This is a genomic window from Methanomicrobium sp. W14, assembly GCF_017875315.1.
Taxonomy (GTDB): domain Archaea; phylum Halobacteriota; class Methanomicrobia; order Methanomicrobiales; family Methanomicrobiaceae; genus Methanomicrobium.
On record NZ_JAGGMM010000003.1, the window covers coordinates 390,615 to 408,407 of the forward strand.

The window sequence follows — 17,793 nt, forward strand, 5'->3', positions numbered from 1 at the left end:
AAATAAAGTTAAAGAAGTTCTACACCGTCATCCATAGGTTCTTTAAGTATTTTTCCGGTAAAGGCGTTTATTTCCACAACCTTGTCCCCGCGGATCTGTATTACCGGCAGATAGACAAGGTCGACCTTAATATTTATCTTGTCCTTGTCCGGAGAGACCTTAACGTCTTCATAGGATATCGTGTCACCTTCTGATGTACTTACACGGACGGTCTTTGTAAGGTCTTTTGCGATTTTATCCTTTATATCATCCAGAATTTCATTTTTCTTAATTTTTGCATCGACAACCTTTGCATCTCCGGGAACATTTTTCCTCTCGGGTGCGGCCTTTTCAAGCTCTTCGGTCTCAATATCCTGTTTATCCCCAGAAACACCGTTTATAAGCCCGGTTTCAGAATAATTAAAATCTATAACATGGGACTTGAACACTTTTTCTCCAGTGCTTTCACACCTGTACAGGAAATGAGGCACAAATACCCTTTTAAGTTCACCCTTTATCCCTGCAATCCTTCTTGCCCTGTCGTCTGACACTGACGCCGGAAGGCACAAAAGTTCGGGTCCGTAGTCGTCATAAGACGATTCGAAGTAGTCACTGTTACCTGACTGCCCTGCTGAAGAGCCCCCGGCAAGGTCAAGTGCAAGAGTCTGCCCAAGGACATCTGCAACAGTCGCCTGCCCTGCGTACTTTGCCAGATCTTCATATCCCCACATGATGCAGTTATTTACGTTTAAACCGCTCTTCATTGTAAAAAGCAGTTTTTTGCATTCGGCAACGCAGTCCTCAAGCTGGACTTTAAACCTTTTGCTCGTAAAATAGTCTATTTCAGAAGCATCGTCGGAACAGAGAACGACAAGGCAGTCATTACCTCCGTATGCAGTCAGATCTATTCCTCCGGAACCCTCGTCAACTTCAAACGAGGCTGACTCCAGAATATTTTTTACCGCACTAACAGCCCGTTCTTTTATCATCTGAATATCCTATAAGAACCTAACAACGAATTAGATTTTCTATTGCGAACAGGATAGTAACCCGGATTTAAGAGATAAGGTTAAAAATACAATTTTTAGTTGAAAAAAGCTAAAAAAGCATGAACCGGCAGTGCCGTTTCCGGGCAGACTCCTGTCTGACAGAAAAATAAAGACGGTTCAGTCCTGTGAAAATACTTTCGCATCGCCCAGATTTTTCAGGTGCTTACAGATAAAACTGCGGTATGTCATGAAGAAATGGACAAAACCGTATGATTCAGAGTAAAGAGCGTTTATATTCTTGTCCCCCGATTTTGAGTCCATAATAAGAAGCGCCTTTTTTCTGTCTATTATGTATGCACCTGACAGATTGCCTGCATTCTGGCTCTGGGGCTTATGCTCATCAAAAACGAGCACAGAGGAATTTTTCGGAACTGCACCTTCCCACCTGTCAGTAACAACTTCAATACGCACATTTCCCTTAAAATTTTTGAGTATGCTGAGGACAGACTCCCTGAAAACAGCGGACCTGCATATTGCAAAGACCTCCTCTTCGGCCGAAAGTACGATTTCCCTTAACTTTGCCGAGATATTCTCTTCGCCGGTTATACTCCATATATACTCCTGTCTTTCCGCGGAATGCACCCTGCGGGACTCATACAACTGGTTCAGCGCATCCAACGCCTCGTCTGCATCCCTTTTTATGGAGTTCAGCATATTCTTTACTGCTTCCCCTGGCGGAGCAGCGCTGAACCTTTTCGGTGCCGTATTTGAGACGCTCACAATGTTTTTCACAACCATCTTATCTATGGCAGGGTATACAGATGCGCGCGGCACTCCGGATATTTCGTGGATCTCTGACGCCGTTGCGCCGTCAACCTGTAACAGAGCCGTATATACAAGGGCCTCATATTTTGTAAGTCCCAGTGACTTTAAAGACTCACTTATCTTCCCGGACTCAGGCTGATTATCTATCATTGGCATACAAATATATATCCACAGTTCTAATAAATGTTGTCACAAAAATAACAACACACCCAAAAAGCAAAGAGATGATGAATATGAAATTCACAAATATTCTTGCAATATTCCTGATTTGTGTCGTAATTGCGGCAATGCCCGCCTCTGCCGGCACAAAATATATTTCAGGCAATCCTGAAATGAGTGTTGCCATATCCGGATCAAACGAGTTTGATCCCGGTGATGATACAACGATTACTATCACAGTACAGAACACCGGGACAAAAGAGTTCAAAATAGTGCAGTCAGACATAGTTGACCGTGATGACGTCCCGGATACTGCAAAACTCGTAGAGGTCTCACTTGAAGCAAACAAAGCACCTATTACCGTCAAAACAGACCCGCAGATGATAGGAGACATTGCAGCAGGAAGTTCGGACAGCGCCTCATTCAAAATAAAGGTAGACAAATACGCAAGCCCGGGGAAGTACCCGCTGAATGTAACTCTTAAGTACAAGTACCTTTTCAGTGCGGAACAGACAGGAACAGACACAATAAAATACAACTACAGGACTGTTGAAAAGCCGCTTTCAGTTGATATAAACATCAAATCCGATGTCCAGATAGAAGTTTCAAACGTAAGCGCTGATTCAATGAATGTAGGCACCGAGGGCTACATCACGATGGACGTTACAAACGTCGGTCATGAAACCGGTGAGAACACGGTTCTAAAACTCTCGGGAGCAACCGGAAGTGCAGTGGTCCCGACCGATGCAAGCGTCTTTATAGGAAAATTTGCTCCCGGAGAGACCAAAACTGTGACATTCAAAGCATCCGTATCTGACGAAGGAGAAGCCAAAAACTACCCGGTCTTGGTTTCAGCAGAATACAAAGACTCCGACGGTGACCAGAAGACATCAGACTCGGAAACCGTAGGTATTGACGTCGGCGGAAAAGTTGACTTTGAAATCATATCCGACCCTGCCCAGCTCAGACCCGGACAGAAGGGAGAGATCACAATAGTCTACAAAAATACAGGAGCAACGACGGCATATAACGCCCAGGCCCGTATCTCGGCTGTGGACCCTTTCACAAGCAACGACGATACCGCATACCTTGGCGATATGGAGCCGGGACAGACTGCAAAAGCCGTATTTGAAGTCTCCGTAGACTCCGACGCTACAATAAAGACTTACGGAATAGATACCGAAATACGCTACCGCGATGCCCTTGACAACAGCATAATATCAGACTCGATGAAAGCGCAGATTGGGATTGCAAAAGTCTCAGGCATGGCCATATTTACAAATCCGATAGTAATTACAATAGTCATCTTCGTAATCATCGGGGCAGGGTATTTTGTATGGTCACGTCGTAAGAAATAAAGATGGATAAATTCTGGGAAGGAGAGCTCCCTTCTCCGGCTGAACGGACAGTAGGCGACATGCTGTGCGTCCTTGAGGATGCAGGTGATGCACCTGAAAAACAACCTCTTTATTTTATGTACCGGAGCCTTTCGAAAAGCAGGAAAGATTTTCAGTGGCTTTTTGAAAACAGGCTCAGATACGATATTACAATAATTCCGCCACGCACTCTTGGCAGGGAATACGTAAAAACAAAAGGCCACTATCACCCTGATGCACCGTGCGGCTGCGGTTACCCGGAGCTTTACCAGGTGCTTTCCGGAGAAGCCCATTTTCTTCTGCAGACAAAAGACCACTATGATATAGTCGCAATAGAGGCAGAAGAAGGCGAAGTAGCCCTTATTCCCCCGGGATACGGGCACGTAACGATAAACCCTGGTGAAGACACCCTTATTATGGCGAATATCGTCTCTGACAACTTTGAAAGTGAATACTCCGAGTATATCCTTATGCACGGTGCGGCATACTATGAACTTTCAGACGACGGGTTCGTAAAAAACCCGAATTACGGGAAAGGATTACCTGATATAAGAGTTGTTAAGGCAGAAGAGTACCCGGGTCTCAACTTATACCACAAAAAGCCTATATATTCGCTCATAGGAAAAAAAGACTCCCTGGAATTTTTAAATAACCCGTCAATACTTGGGAAATAAAAACATTACACGAAAAATAAAAAAAATATAATTTTTTCTTCTTTTTTAGTCCTTCATAAGGTTCGGCGGGGAGTTCCTTTTATGCAGCGCCGATTTCACCTTTTTTAATATCTCTTTTTCGGAACCACTTTCTGGCTTCCAGCCGTTTGACTCAAGGTTAACCAGATACCTGTCGATTTCATCGTATGAAAAACCTATCTCCTCCTCGTCGCTCTGCCCGTGGTAGAGACCCGCAGAAGGAGCTTTTTTGATTATAGATTCCGGTATTCCCACCTCTTCTGCAATCCTGTAAACTCCGGTCTTGTAAAGGTGCAGGAGAGGCTGGATGTCCGCCGCATCGTCCCCGTGCTTTGTGCAGTAGCCAAGGAGATACTCGCTTTTGTTTGACGTCCCGCACACCAGGGCGTCTTTCTGGTTTGCGTAGTAATACAGGGTGGTCATCCTTATTCTCGCCATTAAATTCCCGTCAAGGTAAGGCGTGCTCTCATAGCCGGGAATCTTTCTGAATTCATCAAGTATCCCTGATATAGACACATTAAAACAGGAAATTTTGAATTTTTCACAGAGTTCCAAAACGTCTCTTACATCTTTTTCCGGTGTAACAACAGACGGAAGAAAATACCCTGAAACATTCTCAGCACCAACCGCACGGCAGCACAAAACCGCAGAGACAGAAGAGTCAACACCCCCGGAAAGTCCGACGACTATCCTTTTTCTTCCGGAAGACCAGAGGGCGTGCCTTATCATCTGTTCAATTCTTTCACATTCACATCCTTCGCACAGGTTTTCCATTACTTTTTTCCTCCAGACAATATCGAAATAAGTTTTCTAAGTGACTGTACGTCTCCAAACGCAATTATACAATCTCCGGGTCTGACCTCCTGATCCGGTGAAGGTCTTATTGCGGCATCCTCTTTACCTTCAACCGCAATAATTTTTGCACCTGAAGCATTTTCGCACCATCCTGCGGTGACCCCGCCTTCAACAGAACTTTTCTTCATTATGACTTTTTTGTTTCCCGGCAGGTCAAGAAGGACTGATACTATATTGTGAAGAACTATGCCTGCTGCTATCTGGCCGCTTGTAGTCGGAAGAAGCGTCACGTAATCGGCACCTGCACGATAGAGTTTTTCGACGGACCCGGGTTTGTTTGCCCTTGCAAGAATATGTATGGAATGGTTAAGATTTCTTGCGATAAGGGTCGTGAAGATATTCACCTCGTCGTCGTTTACGGCCGCAACGCATACTTCAGCCTCATTTATGTGGGCGTCGATAAGAACCGACTCCTCCTGGGCGTATCCTTTTATGACATAAGGCTCTTCAGCCTTCGGGTCTATTACATACGACTGTATACCTGCATCCTTAAGCTCAGAATAAACAACTCTTCCCAAGTCCCCGAAGCCTGAAATTACGGCAAGTCTTTCTTTTTTGGGACTGCACGAAACCATATTTCCTACGAGACGTGAAAGCGCATCAGAGCGCCCAAGAAGAAAAAGAGTCGTCGAACGCTGTATCTTTATGTCACCCCCTCCGCGTTCGTGGAAATTTCCCTTGTCCATAATAAAAACCGGGTCAACGCCGTAGGTCTCAAAAAGCGAGAGTTCGTCAAGTGTTTTGCCTATAACCGGACATTCACCCGTTACAGTAAGGTATATGAACTTCAGCGGATTTTTTTTGTCTTCTGAAATCCTTTTTTCTCCGTTACGGACAGAAGCCTGGAAGAGGATGTCTACTTCAGGCGTCAGCGAGATGTGCCTTGCAAGGACTTTCCCGGTAAAGTCCTTCGGGGATATAACGTGATCGGCTCCTGCATATTTGAGGTACCTCTCGTATGAGAGGTCGTCAACGATTGCAGTTATTGTGGCCCTGGTGCGGTTTCTTATCCCGAGAAGTATAGTCGCCGATTTTTTCTCCCATTCGCATATTATTATGTCCCGTGCATCAGACACACCGACACCGGTCCAGGTCGCATTTTCGTTGTAATTTCCCAGGATTACCTTTACCGATTTTTTATTCTTTTTGTAGTAATTAAGAGCGTCAAGACCCTTCTTTTCGTCCTCTTCCACAAGGACGATATCAAGTTGTGATACAAGCAGGCTGTCTACCAGGGACTTTGATATCTCGTTGTATCCGGCAACTATCACGTGGTCCTTCAGATTTTCATGAAGTCTTGAAGGGGGCAGGGGTTTGAATACTTCCTGGATATAAGGGGTCAGGACTGCCGGAATTATCATCAAAAACGTAAAGACCCCTGTACACATGATGACAATTATCAGGATGACTGTTATGGTGTTGTTAACCGGGAAGAAAGTAAGGAGGTCATAACCTACGGTTGTCATGGTCTGGAGGACGAAAAGAGCAGACTGAGACCATGAAAGCTCAACGCCCTCAAGATACGGTATCGAATAATGCAGGATTACAGTATAGACGATAACCTGGATGGCAAGAAGCTGCACGTAAAAACTCAGCCTGTCCCTGAAAAGGTAATTCCTGAACTCCTGCATAAAGCTTTTCAGCGTCACTTTTTTATCTCCCTGAGCACCCTGCATGTATGGCATTCACCGAAAACAGGTTCACCGCAGAAACTGCACCGGCTTATTTTCGTATTATCATCTTTTAAGCCTTCTTTCAGGTCTTCCCCAAGATTTACAAGTGAATACTTTGCGGAAGGGTGGCGGTAGTTGTAGTCGTTTAAAAGCTCCCTTACATCGGCCCTGAGGGCGTTGTACGAGTACGGACAGCCACGCTCGTCATAGCCTTCGACATACAAAGAAGCATATAATGCCACCTCACGCTCGGGAATATACATGAAAGGCTTTATTCTCGGGACCATGCCTTCGGCAGGCGACTGTTTTCTAAGAAGCCTTTCCGAGTCCCCGCGAAGAACGTTCATTAATACCGACTGTGCCTCGTCATCAAGATTAAAGCCCATCGCTATCTTTGTCGCACCTAGCTCGCGTGCAAAACTGTTTAATATCTGCCTTCTCAAAACGCCGCAGTAAGAGCAGGAGTTTTTGTCTCCCTTTTTTTTGACTATATCATCCAGTGTTACCCCGAAACGCTCGGAAAAAGACGCAACATAGCACTTTGCACCGTATTTCTCTGCGATTCCGCAGACTGACGAGGGGTCGCGGTAGCCTTTTATTCCCTCGTCTATCGTAACACCGAATATTTCCATATCCCTTCTTTCCCCGAAAACCTTCTTCAGGAAATACAAAACGGCACTGCTGTCCTTTCCGCCGCTCATCGCAACAGCTATCCTGTCACCCGGGGAGACCCATTTGTGCTGCCTTATTGTCTTTTTCGCACGGCCTTCAAGATCGGCTGTGAAATGTTCACGGCATAAGTGCATGCCCGAATATCTCTGAAATATAACCGCATCCCTATTGCATTTCAAACATTTCACTGCCATAGTAAAACCTCCTTAAAACGACTCTTTCGCCCATGTCATTTCTGCAAAGAACTTTCGGGAATAAACAGGGCCTGTTAAAATCTAATCAGTTATATCATCTCCAACAGATAAAGTGTTTACAGACTATGCCGGTTTCTCCCGAAGATATTAAAAACATGCATAAATATGAGACCCTTCTCCTGATGACCACCGAAAAACTCATGAGAAAATATTCATGGGTCCCGGATGACGTACTCAAAAAGTCGTCAGGTCTGTCGGCACAGGAGACAGAGTTCCGGCTCGGGCACCTGATGGAAAAGGACATGATAAAAAGCAGCTCCGTCCCCTACAGGGGATACCAGCTGACTTTTACAGGATACGACGCACTTGCAGTGTTATCGCTTGTAAAAAAGGGGACTATATCAGCCCTCGGCTGTCTTATAGGCGTAGGAAAAGAGTCCACAGTATATGAGGCCCTTGGGACCGGCGTCCTTGCCCTCAAAATCCACCGTGTCGGACAGCGTTCATTCCAGTCAGCAAGGCTTAACAGAAGCTTCATGCCTGAATGGAAACATTTCCCGTGGATTTTTGCGTCCACATATTCCGCAAGGCAGGAGTACGAAGCCCTCAAAGCCTTAAGAAAGGGGGGTGTCAGCGTCCCGGTCCCTGTCGCAATAAACCGCAACGCAATTGCAATGACTTACATTGCCGGAAGAAACATCCAGCAGATAACTCTTGAAAACCCCGGGGAAATATTTGACACTATCCTGGAAAACGTAAAAAAGGCGTATGCCCTCGGTTATATACACAACGACCTCTCGGAATACAACGTAATGTTCGACGAAAAAGAGGTCTGGCTTATCGACTGGCCCCAGTGGACAGAGACCTCCCACCCAAACGCAAAGGATATTCTTATGCATGATCTTGAAAATATTACAGGATATTTTTCAAGAAAATACGGCATCGCCTGCACACCGGAAGATGCCTTTAAAACGGTGGTTGGTTGAAGGTATTCGGGATAGACATCATCAAGGGGTCAGTCAGGTCCAGGACAAAAAAGCCCGTCTTCGCACTTGCGAAAAGAGAGGACGGAAAACTCACACAAACCGAAGAGGCATCTCTGTACAGGCTGATAAGGGTGCTTAACAAAGAAAAGCCCGATATACTTGCCGTAGACAGTACAAGAGAGGTCTCGAAAAACCAGCAGGAACTTATCTTTTTTATGCAGTCCCTGCCTGCCGGGACAAAGCTTGTGCAGGTTACGGGAGGGGAAAGACAGGAGTCTCTCCCGCGTGTTGCAGCAAGGTACAATATAAAATTAAGCGACAGGTTTGACCCTTTTTCAGAAGCCAAAACCTCCGCTCACGTCGCTGAACTTGGTGCGGGATGCGAAGTTGTCGCATTTGAAAACTCATGCGACATTGTGGTCTCAAGGAGCCGCTCAATAGGAAAGGGCGGTTGGAGCCAGAACAGGTATATCAGAAAAATCCACGGCTCGGTCCTTTTAAAAGCACGTGAAATAGAGGACATCCTGAGGGAGAAGGGGTTTAGATACGACAAAAAAGAGTCGAAGGGTTTCGGGGGCCTTAAAAGGGTCAGTTTTCATGTCTGCGCCGCGAAGAATGAAATATCCGTTCAGTCCGAGAAGCACTCCGATTTCCAGGTGAGAGTCTCTGCAAGAAAGCTTGACAGGATAAAATACCTCCCGCAGACTGTTAGAAAAAGGCCTGTAATCGTCGGGATAGACCCGGGAACGACATTCGGCTTTGCCGCGGTCTCACTTGACGGGGAGCTTGTCGCGCTCAAAAGTTCGCGGCAGATGTCTCTTTCGGACTGGACTGAAGAGATATCCTCAGCAGGAAAGCCTGTTGTAATAGCCTCAGATATAGCAAAAATGCCTGCTTCAGTTGAAAAGATAAGAAGAGCGTTTAAGGCCGTCTCATACACTCCGAAAGAGGACAGGACGCAGGACGAAAAAGCGTCCATCTGCATATCCTCGGGGTTTGAATTTAAAAACGACCACGAGAGGGACTCTCTTTCCGCAGCCCTTGAAGCGTACAGGTCATACAAAAACAAGTTCAAAAGCATTGAAAGAAGAATACCTCCCGGGTACGACCTCGACTACGTCCGTTCAGGTGTCATAAAGGGGCTTAGCGTTGAAAGAATCCTCTCTGAAATATCGCCGGATTCACTTAAGGAAGACGAGACAAAAGAAGAGATTGCAGCCGAATTTTCAGGCACGGATACAAGGGTCTCACACCTTGAGGGGATTATAAAAGACCTTAGAAGCCACGTATCATCCCTTCAGGCCGACAACGAGAAGAAGTCGTCGGAGATTAAGGGCCTGAAAAAAATTCTTTCGTCCGAGAGGACCAAAAGGGCGGAGGAAAGACAGAAAAGCCGTGAGATTTCCGGGATGGACTCCCAGATAACGACCCTTAAAAGGAGGCTTAAAAAAGAGCAGAAAAACACCCAGAGACTTCTAAAGCGGATATCACGTCTCAAAAGGTTTGCTGATCTCCAGATGGGAGGCGACAACATCCCGGTTAAAATACTGCCGGCGTTTACAAAAGAGGGGCTTTCTGCACTTGAAGACGACCTCGGGATATCGGAAGGTGACATTATATGCGTATCAAAGACAGGCGGATGGGGAAAGGCAACTGTTCTTATGCTCTCGAAATCGCACATAAAGGCCGTCATCGCAGAAAACTTTGATGAAAAGCTTGACGAGGCGTTCAGGGAGGAAAAGACTCCGCTTCTTAAGGCTTCAGAGGCTTTCGTATCAATAAGGGGGAGAACCGGCTCTGTAAAACGCGAAGACTTTGAAAAAGCGCTTTTGAAATGGTCATCAGGGCAGGAGAAATTTGAGAGCGAGAAAAAGAAAAGGATGATAGAGGACATAGTCAGGGAGTACAAAAGCGAACGCGAGGTCGAGGCGAGAAAAAATGGATGACAGGGAGATTGTAAAAAGGATTGCAGGAATTATCGGTAAGGGTAAAACCGAGGACGACTGTGCAAAAATACCCTTCGGCGACATCTATATCGTCGCTTCAACCGACATGCTCCACGAAAAAACTGATTTTCCAAAGGGCTGCACCGACAGGCAGGCAGGATGGATGTCCGCCTCCGTAACACTGTCCGATATCGCATCATCAGGAGCTAAACCTGCATGCATCCTTCTTGCGGCAGGCCTTGACAGGGAGGATAGAATAGACGGAATAACAAAAGGGGCTTTTGAGTGCTGCAAAAAATTTGGAGCTGAACTCTGCGGCGGCGACGTGGACTCGCACGACGAGCTTACGATAGTCACTACAGGAATAGGGATAGTCAGAAAAGAGGACTATGTCTCAAGAAAAGGTGCAAAAAAAGGGGATGCCGTATATGTCTGCGGAAACCTGGGGCATGCCCAAAAAGGGCTTTGCGGTGACAGACGCTATTTTAAGGACCTCTGCGAACCGCAGCCGAAGGTTTTTGAAGGAACTCTTCTCGGAAAAGCACATGTATCCTGTATGATGGACGTCTCGGACGGCCTTGCGGTGTCACTCTTCGACCTCTCTGACCTCAACGGATGCGGCTTTGATATAGACAAAAACCTTGTCCCGCTTTCTGAAGGCATCGGTTTTGATACCGCCTTCTACTACGGCGGGGACTTCGGGCTTTTGTATACATGCAGTGAGAGCCTCCATGAAAAAAACTCTCTCCCGGGAATTAAAATAGGATATGTTTCGGAAAATAAAGGTGTGAGGATATCTGGAACAGATGCGGAAAGAAAGGGCTACTCTCATACCTGGGACAAACAGGACTGACTGCTTTTTTCCAAACCCTGAAAAATCACGGATTTTTAAAAACGAGAGAAAGGATTATCACTTTCAACATTCTTACTTAAACTTTTTTTTGTAATTATGCCTGATGAGTATAAGGTACCGGTCCTTTACCAACAATCATTCCGGCCTTATGTTAAGCCTTTTTCAAAAGCCAGGTATATCACTAAAAAGAGGACACACCCGCAGAAAATCGAGAGAATAATATTCATTTCCACATAAACCTTTTCCAAAAGAGCGAGTACAATAAGCCACGTGAAAAATCCGGCGACAGAAGCCTTAAGACCATTATATCTCTCACGGACCTCTTTTCTGTCACCCTCATCCGGCATCTCCTTTCCGGGTACCAGGTGCATGCTGATAAAAAAGCCTGCAAACGGAAAAATGAGAAGCGGCCCGATGAAAACCCAGTTTGATAAGGCCCCCACTGTCGCGGAATTATGAAAAAGGATGTTTAAGATGAAATATACGATTAACAGGCATGCGAAGATGAAAATTCCCCATTCTTTTATATCCTTAAAATTCTCTGTAGTCATGATGTTATCCTGATAATAAACCGCTGAATTATTGCAGTTTTCCCGTTGTCTATACTTCCTGAAGACATGCACCAGATTGTATGGTCTTTATGAAAAGGAGGGTTTTTCTCCCCCCCATCTTGGGCCTCTGTCCCGGTAGTACGAATTATAGATGCAGGTAATTATATTTTTATATTCCTTTAAACATCAATATTTATTACCAATATCTTTTGTCAATTCTTTTCAAAAGCCAGAAAATCACTAATGACAGGGCATATCCACAGAATATAGAGAGAAAAATATTAATCTGCACTTGGATATAGTCTAAAATAATAAGTGCGATAAACCAGGTAATAAACCCGGCGACAGAAGCCTTAAGACCGGTACATCTCTCGTGGATCTTTGCTGTATCACTCTCATCCGGTAGTTCCTTCCCGGATACCAGGTACATGCTGATAAAAAAGCCAGCATACTGGAAGATTATTAGCGGGCCAAAGAAGATCCAGTTTGATAAAGGATTTGTAATCCACGAATTAAAGAAGAGAAAGGTTATACAAAAATTTATACAACAATATACGATAAATAAACCCAGGAATATGAAAATTCCCAATTCTTTTACTTTTTTGTAATATTTGGTAGTCATAATAGTGTCCTATGCAAAAATAAGGGATAAAATTATGGGTTTCCTATTTCCAGATCGCACCATAATGTGTAAGGCCCTGTTCTTATTATATTTTGGAACATAACCTTACTCCCTGAGGAACGAGAAAAGCCCTCCAATGCCACTCGTTAGCTTTCAATCCCCGGATACAATCGTTTTCATCATACAAATAGTAATCCGGTTCCTGCACCTACACCAGGATTCATTCCATTGCTTCCGGTACTGGAAGACGCACTTACTACCGGCATAAGACTCCTGCAACCTCCTTCTGATGCTGCACGGGATGATTTTTGACTTAATCATAAAAACCTCTTGTGACCAAATCTTCAAACAATAAACAAATCTACGTTTACTATAAGACAATTTCATGCTCGACACATCAGTTATTTAAAACGTAGTTTTTGTTTGATTAAATAAATACCCGGTGAAATCCGGTTATTTCATTTCATTCTTATGACTATCTTCATCACTGCTGTATAGCCTGGTGACGGCAAGATGACCTGCCAAAACAATCAACGGGATAACCATAAAGACTGCCATAAATTCATTGTATAAATTTAGTCCTCCGCTTAACTTCTGAACTGTCATAGATGAATCGATAAAACCGAAGCAGAAGAAAAAAACCGACAAAAGAGCTATTGCCACAATACTTTGCGGATACATTAAAAGGAGAACGCAAAGGGCAGCGGGGATAAAAAAGTAAGCAAACAATATTATGCCTGCAATCAGACCGTCCGTCTTCATACCTAAAAACCATGTCTCCCAGTTGAGAGTAAATGCAAAAAGATACATCAGCGAATTTAAAAGCAGAATTAAAAGAAGTAGAACGTAGAGAACTTTATCCAGACTCTTTGCAGTTTTCTGAAAATTCATAATTTTCATACCCCGGCTTTAAAAAAAAATTAGTTAAAGTTATAGATTAATTGATCCATGTTTGGATTTCGGTCTTCCAGACTCATGGCGTGATTCCAGACATTACTGATAGAGATCTCATCCCCTACATGCCAAACTGTCTTTAGCTGACCGTGTTGCCCAACAGTTGTGGCGTAGGCATGTCCATTATCATAATCATTACCAAATTCAATATATCTATGATTATAATCATCAGGCTCATAGATAAAGAATCCCTGGAGATCATTCAGCGTCCCATATAAACTCATACGAACAGCATCATAACTTATATCTAATGCCTCAGTGGGAGCATCCTCATCTTCGAAAAGACAATCATAAAGATCTTTCCCATCGTATCTGCTGTCGACAGATACGGATATGAGATCATTATCTCCATTAACCGAATAATATTCTCCAGCTCCATCAATGCCTGTACCTCCATTTACATCATCTGCAACCTGAACAAGAACAAGAGAAAGAGGCAGATTTTTTTCGTTTTGGTTCAAGGAATTTTCCTTAATTTGAGTAAGATTTTTAAAATCTTCGTCTTTAACTCCTAGTTTTTTCTTAAATTTACTCCAGGATACTTTTTCTATGTGTTCTTGAACAATGATCTGTTTGAGAGCATCTTTTTCATTTTCTGATAGTTCTTGACCAGTCTCTTTTTTAAAGGATTTTTTCAAAATCACTTTCATGTTTGTCAGATAAAACCTTTAACGTATCAAAGCACAGATATAAAAAACGGGGCATTAAAATGAATTTTAATCCTGCATTTATAATATTTGCATTAACAGCGGTTTTTCTTGCAGTATGCCCGGCAATGGCCGGAGACAATGCAACCGAACCGATTACAATCACGGCAACGGGTGACGGGACATATTACCTCAACGAAGAAATCATTTTATCAGGAACAAACACGGAATCGGGCCACACATACCTGTTTATGACCGGACCGACACTTAATGAAAACGGTGTCAGACCTGACCGCCCTACAACAGACGCGGTAACAGGTGACGCTGACACTTTTGACGCCGTGAAAGTGGAATCCGACGGAACATGGGAATACTGGCTTGACACCAGCGCCATAGACCTTGATGCCGGATCATATACAATCTACGCGGTCACAGAACCGAAGAACAAAGCTTACCTTTCAGGCATCTCCTACAATACAGTCTCGATTACAATAAAAAAGCCTATCATCTCGGCAAAGGTTTCTGAAAAGAATGTCGAAAAGGGTGAAGAATTGACAATTAAAGGCTCTGCAATCGGGGAACCGGATTCTGTCGGAATATGGGTATTCGGCCCGGATTACTGGAACGGTGCAGAGTCAGGTTCAATGGTTGCAGTAACACCTGAAGAGGACGGCTCTTTCAGTTACGTAATTGACCAGAGTGAAACAAAAAATATGGAGACCGGGAAATACTACGTCATTGTCCAGCACCCGATGTATAACGACCAGTTTGATGTCACTGCAAATCAGAACCAGGACAAAGATTCAGTAATGGTATCAAAAGCATATTCTTCAGACCAGAACAGTGATGATTCCTTTTATATCACCGGAAGTTCCGCATTAAGCGGTTCAGACGCTGCAGAAGCGCTTATAGAAGATCTGAATTCTGGGGTGGATGACTCATACGACATGTGCACATTCTATATAGAAGAAAATTCAGGCAACAATACTGGCAACCCTACATCCGGGGTATTTTCAGCACTGGGATCATATATCGCAGGCATCTTTGGAATGAACTAAAAAACACATTCTTTCTTTTTTCCAAAATTTTTTGAAAATATTGTCTTTATCAATAAACGGCTTAAAACAGCACAATTGACAACAAATATCCGGTCAAAACAAGATAAAATAATAATGAATTTCCCGTCTAAATGTCTCGCAAAAAAACTGGTTTTACTTTTTATTATATTTCAAACGCTTTTTTTTACCGGGGAAGTCCTTGCAGACACGGGAATGTACCTGCCTGACAGCCCGGAAGAAACAAATTTTCTTACTATGACGGATTTCTCCGCGGCTTCAACAATAGATAAATACAACCTCACGGAAAGTGAAAAAAAATTATCGACATCGCTCCTCCTGAAAACCAGGGATTCTGAAAAGACAGCGAATACTGCAGCTGCCGCGAATTCCAATGCCGTGCCGTACAGCATGAATTCAGTGTCCGGCTTAAATCCTCCTGATGAAACTGTATACGTCTATGTGTACATGTTCCCGGGGCATCCGGCGGATACGATGGATAAAATCGACGGTATCGCGGATGTAACCGAAAAGGACGAAACAAACAATCTTGCAGTGGCACGGGTTGACATAGATAACCTGGACAAACTCACCGAAATCGAGGGGGTAAGGGCAGTAAGAGAAGTAATCGCTCCGGGAGTAAGTACAGGGTCCGTCACGACCGAAGGAGACATAGTCCATAAGACCGCAAACGTCCGTTCAACGTACGGCTACACCGGCGCAGGCGTTAAAATAGGTATTATATCAAACGGTGTTGACTATATATCGGATTCACAGGCATCAGGCGACCTCCCCTATGACGTGCACGTTTTGAGCAATGCCAGAGGAGGTGACGAGGGAACGGCGATGCTTGAGATTGTCCACGACATGGTCCCTGACGCAGAGCTGTATTTTCACGACTGCGGCTATAACTCCCTCGAGTTCAACTCTGCAATAGACGACCTTATTTCAAACGGCTGCAAAGTGATATGCGACGATATTTACTGGAGTACACAGCCTTTTTTTGAAGACGGCATTGTAGCCTCCCACGTTAAGTCCGTACTTCAGGACAATGACATAATATATGTAACTTCAGCGGGAAATAACGCCGAAGAGCACTACCAGGGGGATTTTTATGACGCAGGAGGAGTGCGGAGCGGGCTGCATGACTTCAGCAGCGGCACAAGTGACAACCGCAAATCCCTGTATGTCAACATAACCGCATATTCGGAGGTTATTATCATCCTGGAATGGAACGATGAGTTCGGCAGCTCAGGCAACGATTACGACCTTTACCTGTCAAATGTAACAGATATGTACCCCAATATAACTCTCGGGGACCTGGAATATTCCGAAGACTTTCAGGACGGGTCAGGTGATCCCCTCGAATATTTTGTTTATACAAATGACGGGCCGTCAGACATCGTTGGTGAGGTCGATGTCAAAAAAAACAGCAGTGCGGAAAAAAGAACGCTTGAAGTATTTATTTACCCGAGCAGCGGGGCACGTGTATTCAACAATAATATCGTCTCAGCGGACTCCGTTTTCGGACATGGGGCGGTCCCTGACGTCATTACAACGGCCGCGGTAAACTGTAACACACCTTCGGTTATTGAAGACTACTCTTCAAGGGGGCCGGTCACTATATATTACCCGTCCCACGAACTCAGGTCAAAACCGGACATCACCGGAGTCGACGGTGTAAGCATTACAGGTGCCGGAGGGTTTTCAAACCCGTTCTACGGCACAAGTGCGGCCGCACCCCACGTTGCTGCTGTTGCAGCGCAAATATGGGGTGCATTCCCATCGATGACCCCGGATGAAGTCAGGACCGCTTTATACAATTCCGCCGAAGACCTCGGAACGAAAGGAAAAGACACAACCTTCGGGTACGGCCTTGCCGACGCACTTTCCATGGCTGATTCACTCCGGACTATAGTCTCTTCAGGCCTGAACGTCGCAAAATCAGGCGGGGGGCCGAACACCGATACGGGATCGGGATTTGCAACCGACCTTAAGGCCGGTGAAAGTGCATCCTTTGACATGGACAAAGGCGCAGTCAGCAAAGTAACACTGACTGCCGTAAAAGACGTCCCAAAGGTCATGATAACCGTCAAAGAGACAAAGTCTCTTCCTTCGTCTGTAAGCAGACCTGACCGCGATACTTACGAATACGAAGACGTAAACCTCTATTACGCTGACAATCCGGACTTTTCCGGGGGTACATTCTTTTTCAGGGTTTCAAAGAGCACGCTTTCACCGGGAGACCATGACTACGGCGACGTCGTGATGCTCCACTACAACGGAAGCTCGAAAGAGTGGGAGCAGCTTAAAACGACTTTTACCGGAAAAGACGGTTCATATTACTGCTATAGTGCAGAAACGCCGTCGTTTTCGTGGTTTGCAATAGCGTTCTCAGAAAATGCGACAATTATTCCGGAAACTGCACAGGTGCCGGCAGAGACGGTTGTCCCGACTGAAATCCAGCCGACAGTGACCGAAACAAAAATTCCGGCAGAACCATGTGAAACGCCTTCACCTGCAAATGCCACTGTAATTTCCGGGGATACCAGTAAAGACCTGCAGGACTTTTCATCTCTTAAATCCGTCATAATTCCGGTTCTTGTAGCCTCCATTTTGTTGCTGACCGGGGTTGCCGTTGCAATGAGGCATAAAAGAAACAAGTACCCCGACTGGTGGTACGACAAGAAAAGGTAAAGCATGCTGCCACCGGACAAAAGGATAAACCCATTTTCTTAGTTTTTTGTTCTTTGGGCTTTTTTTAC

Annotated in this window: 15 protein-coding genes; 7 read left to right on the top strand and 8 right to left on the bottom strand. The window is 44.8% G+C overall.

Annotated elements, in window-relative coordinates; genetic code table 11:
• Window positions 1-8: 8 nt before the first annotated feature.
• On the bottom strand, window positions 9-968 hold the full coding sequence (locus J2128_RS11175) for a hypothetical protein (protein ID WP_209691515.1): 960 nt from the start codon (window positions 966-968) through the stop codon (window positions 9-11).
• 177 nt (window positions 969-1,145) lie between these two features.
• Complete coding sequence (locus J2128_RS11180; protein WP_209691516.1) at window positions 1,146-1,943, bottom strand: TrmB family transcriptional regulator; 798 nt, start codon at window positions 1,941-1,943, stop codon at window positions 1,146-1,148.
• Here J2128_RS11180 and J2128_RS11185 point away from each other — a divergent pair.
• Window positions 1,943-3,310 carry a COG1361 S-layer family protein gene (locus J2128_RS11185; protein ID WP_245323694.1) on the top strand — a complete coding sequence of 456 codons (1,368 nt, stop codon included), beginning with the start codon at window positions 1,943-1,945 and terminating at the stop codon, window positions 3,308-3,310. The two genes, J2128_RS11180 and J2128_RS11185, sit on opposite strands and share 1 nt — an antisense overlap.
• A gap of 2 nt (window positions 3,311-3,312) precedes the next feature.
• On the top strand, window positions 3,313-4,002 hold the full coding sequence (locus J2128_RS11190; protein WP_209691517.1) for a glucose-6-phosphate isomerase family protein: 690 nt from the start codon (window positions 3,313-3,315) through the stop codon (window positions 4,000-4,002).
• A gap of 45 nt (window positions 4,003-4,047) precedes the next feature.
• Here J2128_RS11190 and J2128_RS11195 read toward each other — a convergent pair whose 3' ends face one another.
• The 3 genes from J2128_RS11195 to J2128_RS11205 are packed head-to-tail and all read right to left on the bottom strand — an operon-like array spanning window position 4,048 to window position 7,414.
• Window positions 4,048-4,794, bottom strand: coding sequence for an NAD+ synthase (locus J2128_RS11195; protein ID WP_209691518.1), 747 nt, complete (start codon window positions 4,792-4,794; stop codon window positions 4,048-4,050).
• Window positions 4,794-6,551 carry a TrkA family potassium uptake protein gene (locus J2128_RS11200; RefSeq protein ID WP_209691519.1) on the bottom strand — a complete coding sequence of 586 codons (1,758 nt, stop codon included), beginning with the start codon at window positions 6,549-6,551 and terminating at the stop codon, window positions 4,794-4,796. The genes J2128_RS11195 and J2128_RS11200 overlap by 1 nt, the downstream gene beginning before the upstream one ends.
• Window positions 6,521-7,414 (bottom strand): TIGR00269 family protein, encoded by an 894-nt coding sequence (locus J2128_RS11205; protein WP_245323697.1) that lies wholly within the window; start codon window positions 7,412-7,414, stop codon window positions 6,521-6,523. Before J2128_RS11205 ends, J2128_RS11200 begins: the two co-directional genes overlap by 31 nt.
• Window positions 7,415-7,539: 125 nt before the next feature.
• On the opposite strand from J2128_RS11205, the gene J2128_RS11210 reads away from it, so the two are divergent.
• From J2128_RS11210 to thiL, 3 genes are read left to right on the top strand one after another with little or no spacing between them, the layout of a single operon-like run.
• A complete protein-coding gene (locus J2128_RS11210; protein ID WP_209691520.1) occupies window positions 7,540-8,400 on the top strand; it encodes an RIO1 family regulatory kinase/ATPase in 861 nt (286 codons plus the stop codon).
• Window positions 8,397-10,346 (top strand): DUF460 domain-containing protein, encoded by a 1,950-nt coding sequence (locus J2128_RS11215; RefSeq protein ID WP_209691521.1) that lies wholly within the window; start codon window positions 8,397-8,399, stop codon window positions 10,344-10,346. Before J2128_RS11210 ends, J2128_RS11215 begins: the two co-directional genes overlap by 4 nt.
• A complete protein-coding gene (gene thiL / locus J2128_RS11220) occupies window positions 10,339-11,199 on the top strand; it encodes a thiamine-phosphate kinase (RefSeq protein ID WP_209691522.1) in 861 nt (286 codons plus the stop codon). Before J2128_RS11215 ends, thiL begins: the two co-directional genes overlap by 8 nt.
• 146 nt (window positions 11,200-11,345) lie before the next feature.
• Here thiL and J2128_RS11225 read toward each other — a convergent pair whose 3' ends face one another.
• The 3 genes from J2128_RS11225 to J2128_RS11235 form a co-directional block, all read right to left on the bottom strand.
• A complete protein-coding gene (locus J2128_RS11225; RefSeq protein WP_209691523.1) occupies window positions 11,346-11,750 on the bottom strand; it encodes a hypothetical protein in 405 nt (134 codons plus the stop codon).
• A gap of 1,075 nt (window positions 11,751-12,825) precedes the next feature.
• Window positions 12,826-13,263 (bottom strand): hypothetical protein, encoded by a 438-nt coding sequence (locus J2128_RS11230; RefSeq protein WP_209691524.1) that lies wholly within the window; start codon window positions 13,261-13,263, stop codon window positions 12,826-12,828.
• Between the two features lie 29 nt (window positions 13,264-13,292).
• Window positions 13,293-13,976: a hypothetical protein gene (locus J2128_RS11235; RefSeq protein ID WP_209691525.1), complete on the bottom strand. Its 684-nt coding sequence runs from the start codon at window positions 13,974-13,976 to the stop codon at window positions 13,293-13,295.
• 59 nt (window positions 13,977-14,035) lie between these two features.
• Between J2128_RS11235 and J2128_RS11240 the strand changes: the two genes are divergently transcribed.
• Entirely contained in the window at window positions 14,036-15,031 is a 996-nt protein-coding gene (locus J2128_RS11240) for a hypothetical protein (RefSeq protein ID WP_209691526.1), read from the top strand.
• A gap of 114 nt (window positions 15,032-15,145) precedes the next feature.
• On the top strand, window positions 15,146-17,725 hold the full coding sequence (locus J2128_RS11245; RefSeq protein WP_209691527.1) for a S8 family serine peptidase: 2,580 nt from the start codon (window positions 15,146-15,148) through the stop codon (window positions 17,723-17,725).
• Window positions 17,726-17,793 lie beyond the last annotated feature (68 nt).

What these genes read in the sequence shown, in the direction of transcription:
- J2128_RS11225 (WP_209691523.1), bottom strand. Translation starts at nt 11,750, where the DNA reads ATGACTACAGAGAATTTTAAGGATATAAAAGAATGGGGAATTTTCATC.
- J2128_RS11180 (WP_209691516.1), bottom strand. Translation starts at nt 1,943, where the DNA reads ATGATAGATAATCAGCCTGAGTCCGGGAAGATAAGTGAGTCTTTAAAG.
- thiL (WP_209691522.1), top strand. Translation starts at nt 10,339, where the DNA reads ATGGATGACAGGGAGATTGTAAAAAGGATTGCAGGAATTATCGGTAAG.
- J2128_RS11210 (WP_209691520.1), top strand. Translation starts at nt 7,540, where the DNA reads ATGCCGGTTTCTCCCGAAGATATTAAAAACATGCATAAATATGAGACC.
- J2128_RS11205 (WP_245323697.1), bottom strand. Translation starts at nt 7,414, where the DNA reads ATGGCAGTGAAATGTTTGAAATGCAATAGGGATGCGGTTATATTTCAG.
- J2128_RS11230 (WP_209691524.1), bottom strand. Translation starts at nt 13,263, where the DNA reads ATGAATTTTCAGAAAACTGCAAAGAGTCTGGATAAAGTTCTCTACGTT.
- J2128_RS11175 (WP_209691515.1), bottom strand. Translation starts at nt 968, where the DNA reads ATGATAAAAGAACGGGCTGTTAGTGCGGTAAAAAATATTCTGGAGTCA.
- J2128_RS11235 (WP_209691525.1), bottom strand. Translation starts at nt 13,976, where the DNA reads ATGAAAGTGATTTTGAAAAAATCCTTTAAAAAAGAGACTGGTCAAGAA.
- J2128_RS11200 (WP_209691519.1), bottom strand. Translation starts at nt 6,551, where the DNA reads ATGCAGGGTGCTCAGGGAGATAAAAAAGTGACGCTGAAAAGCTTTATG.
- J2128_RS11240 (WP_209691526.1), top strand. Translation starts at nt 14,036, where the DNA reads ATGAATTTTAATCCTGCATTTATAATATTTGCATTAACAGCGGTTTTT.
- J2128_RS11190 (WP_209691517.1), top strand. Translation starts at nt 3,313, where the DNA reads ATGGATAAATTCTGGGAAGGAGAGCTCCCTTCTCCGGCTGAACGGACA.
- J2128_RS11195 (WP_209691518.1), bottom strand. Translation starts at nt 4,794, where the DNA reads ATGGAAAACCTGTGCGAAGGATGTGAATGTGAAAGAATTGAACAGATG.
- J2128_RS11245 (WP_209691527.1), top strand. Translation starts at nt 15,146, where the DNA reads ATGAATTTCCCGTCTAAATGTCTCGCAAAAAAACTGGTTTTACTTTTT.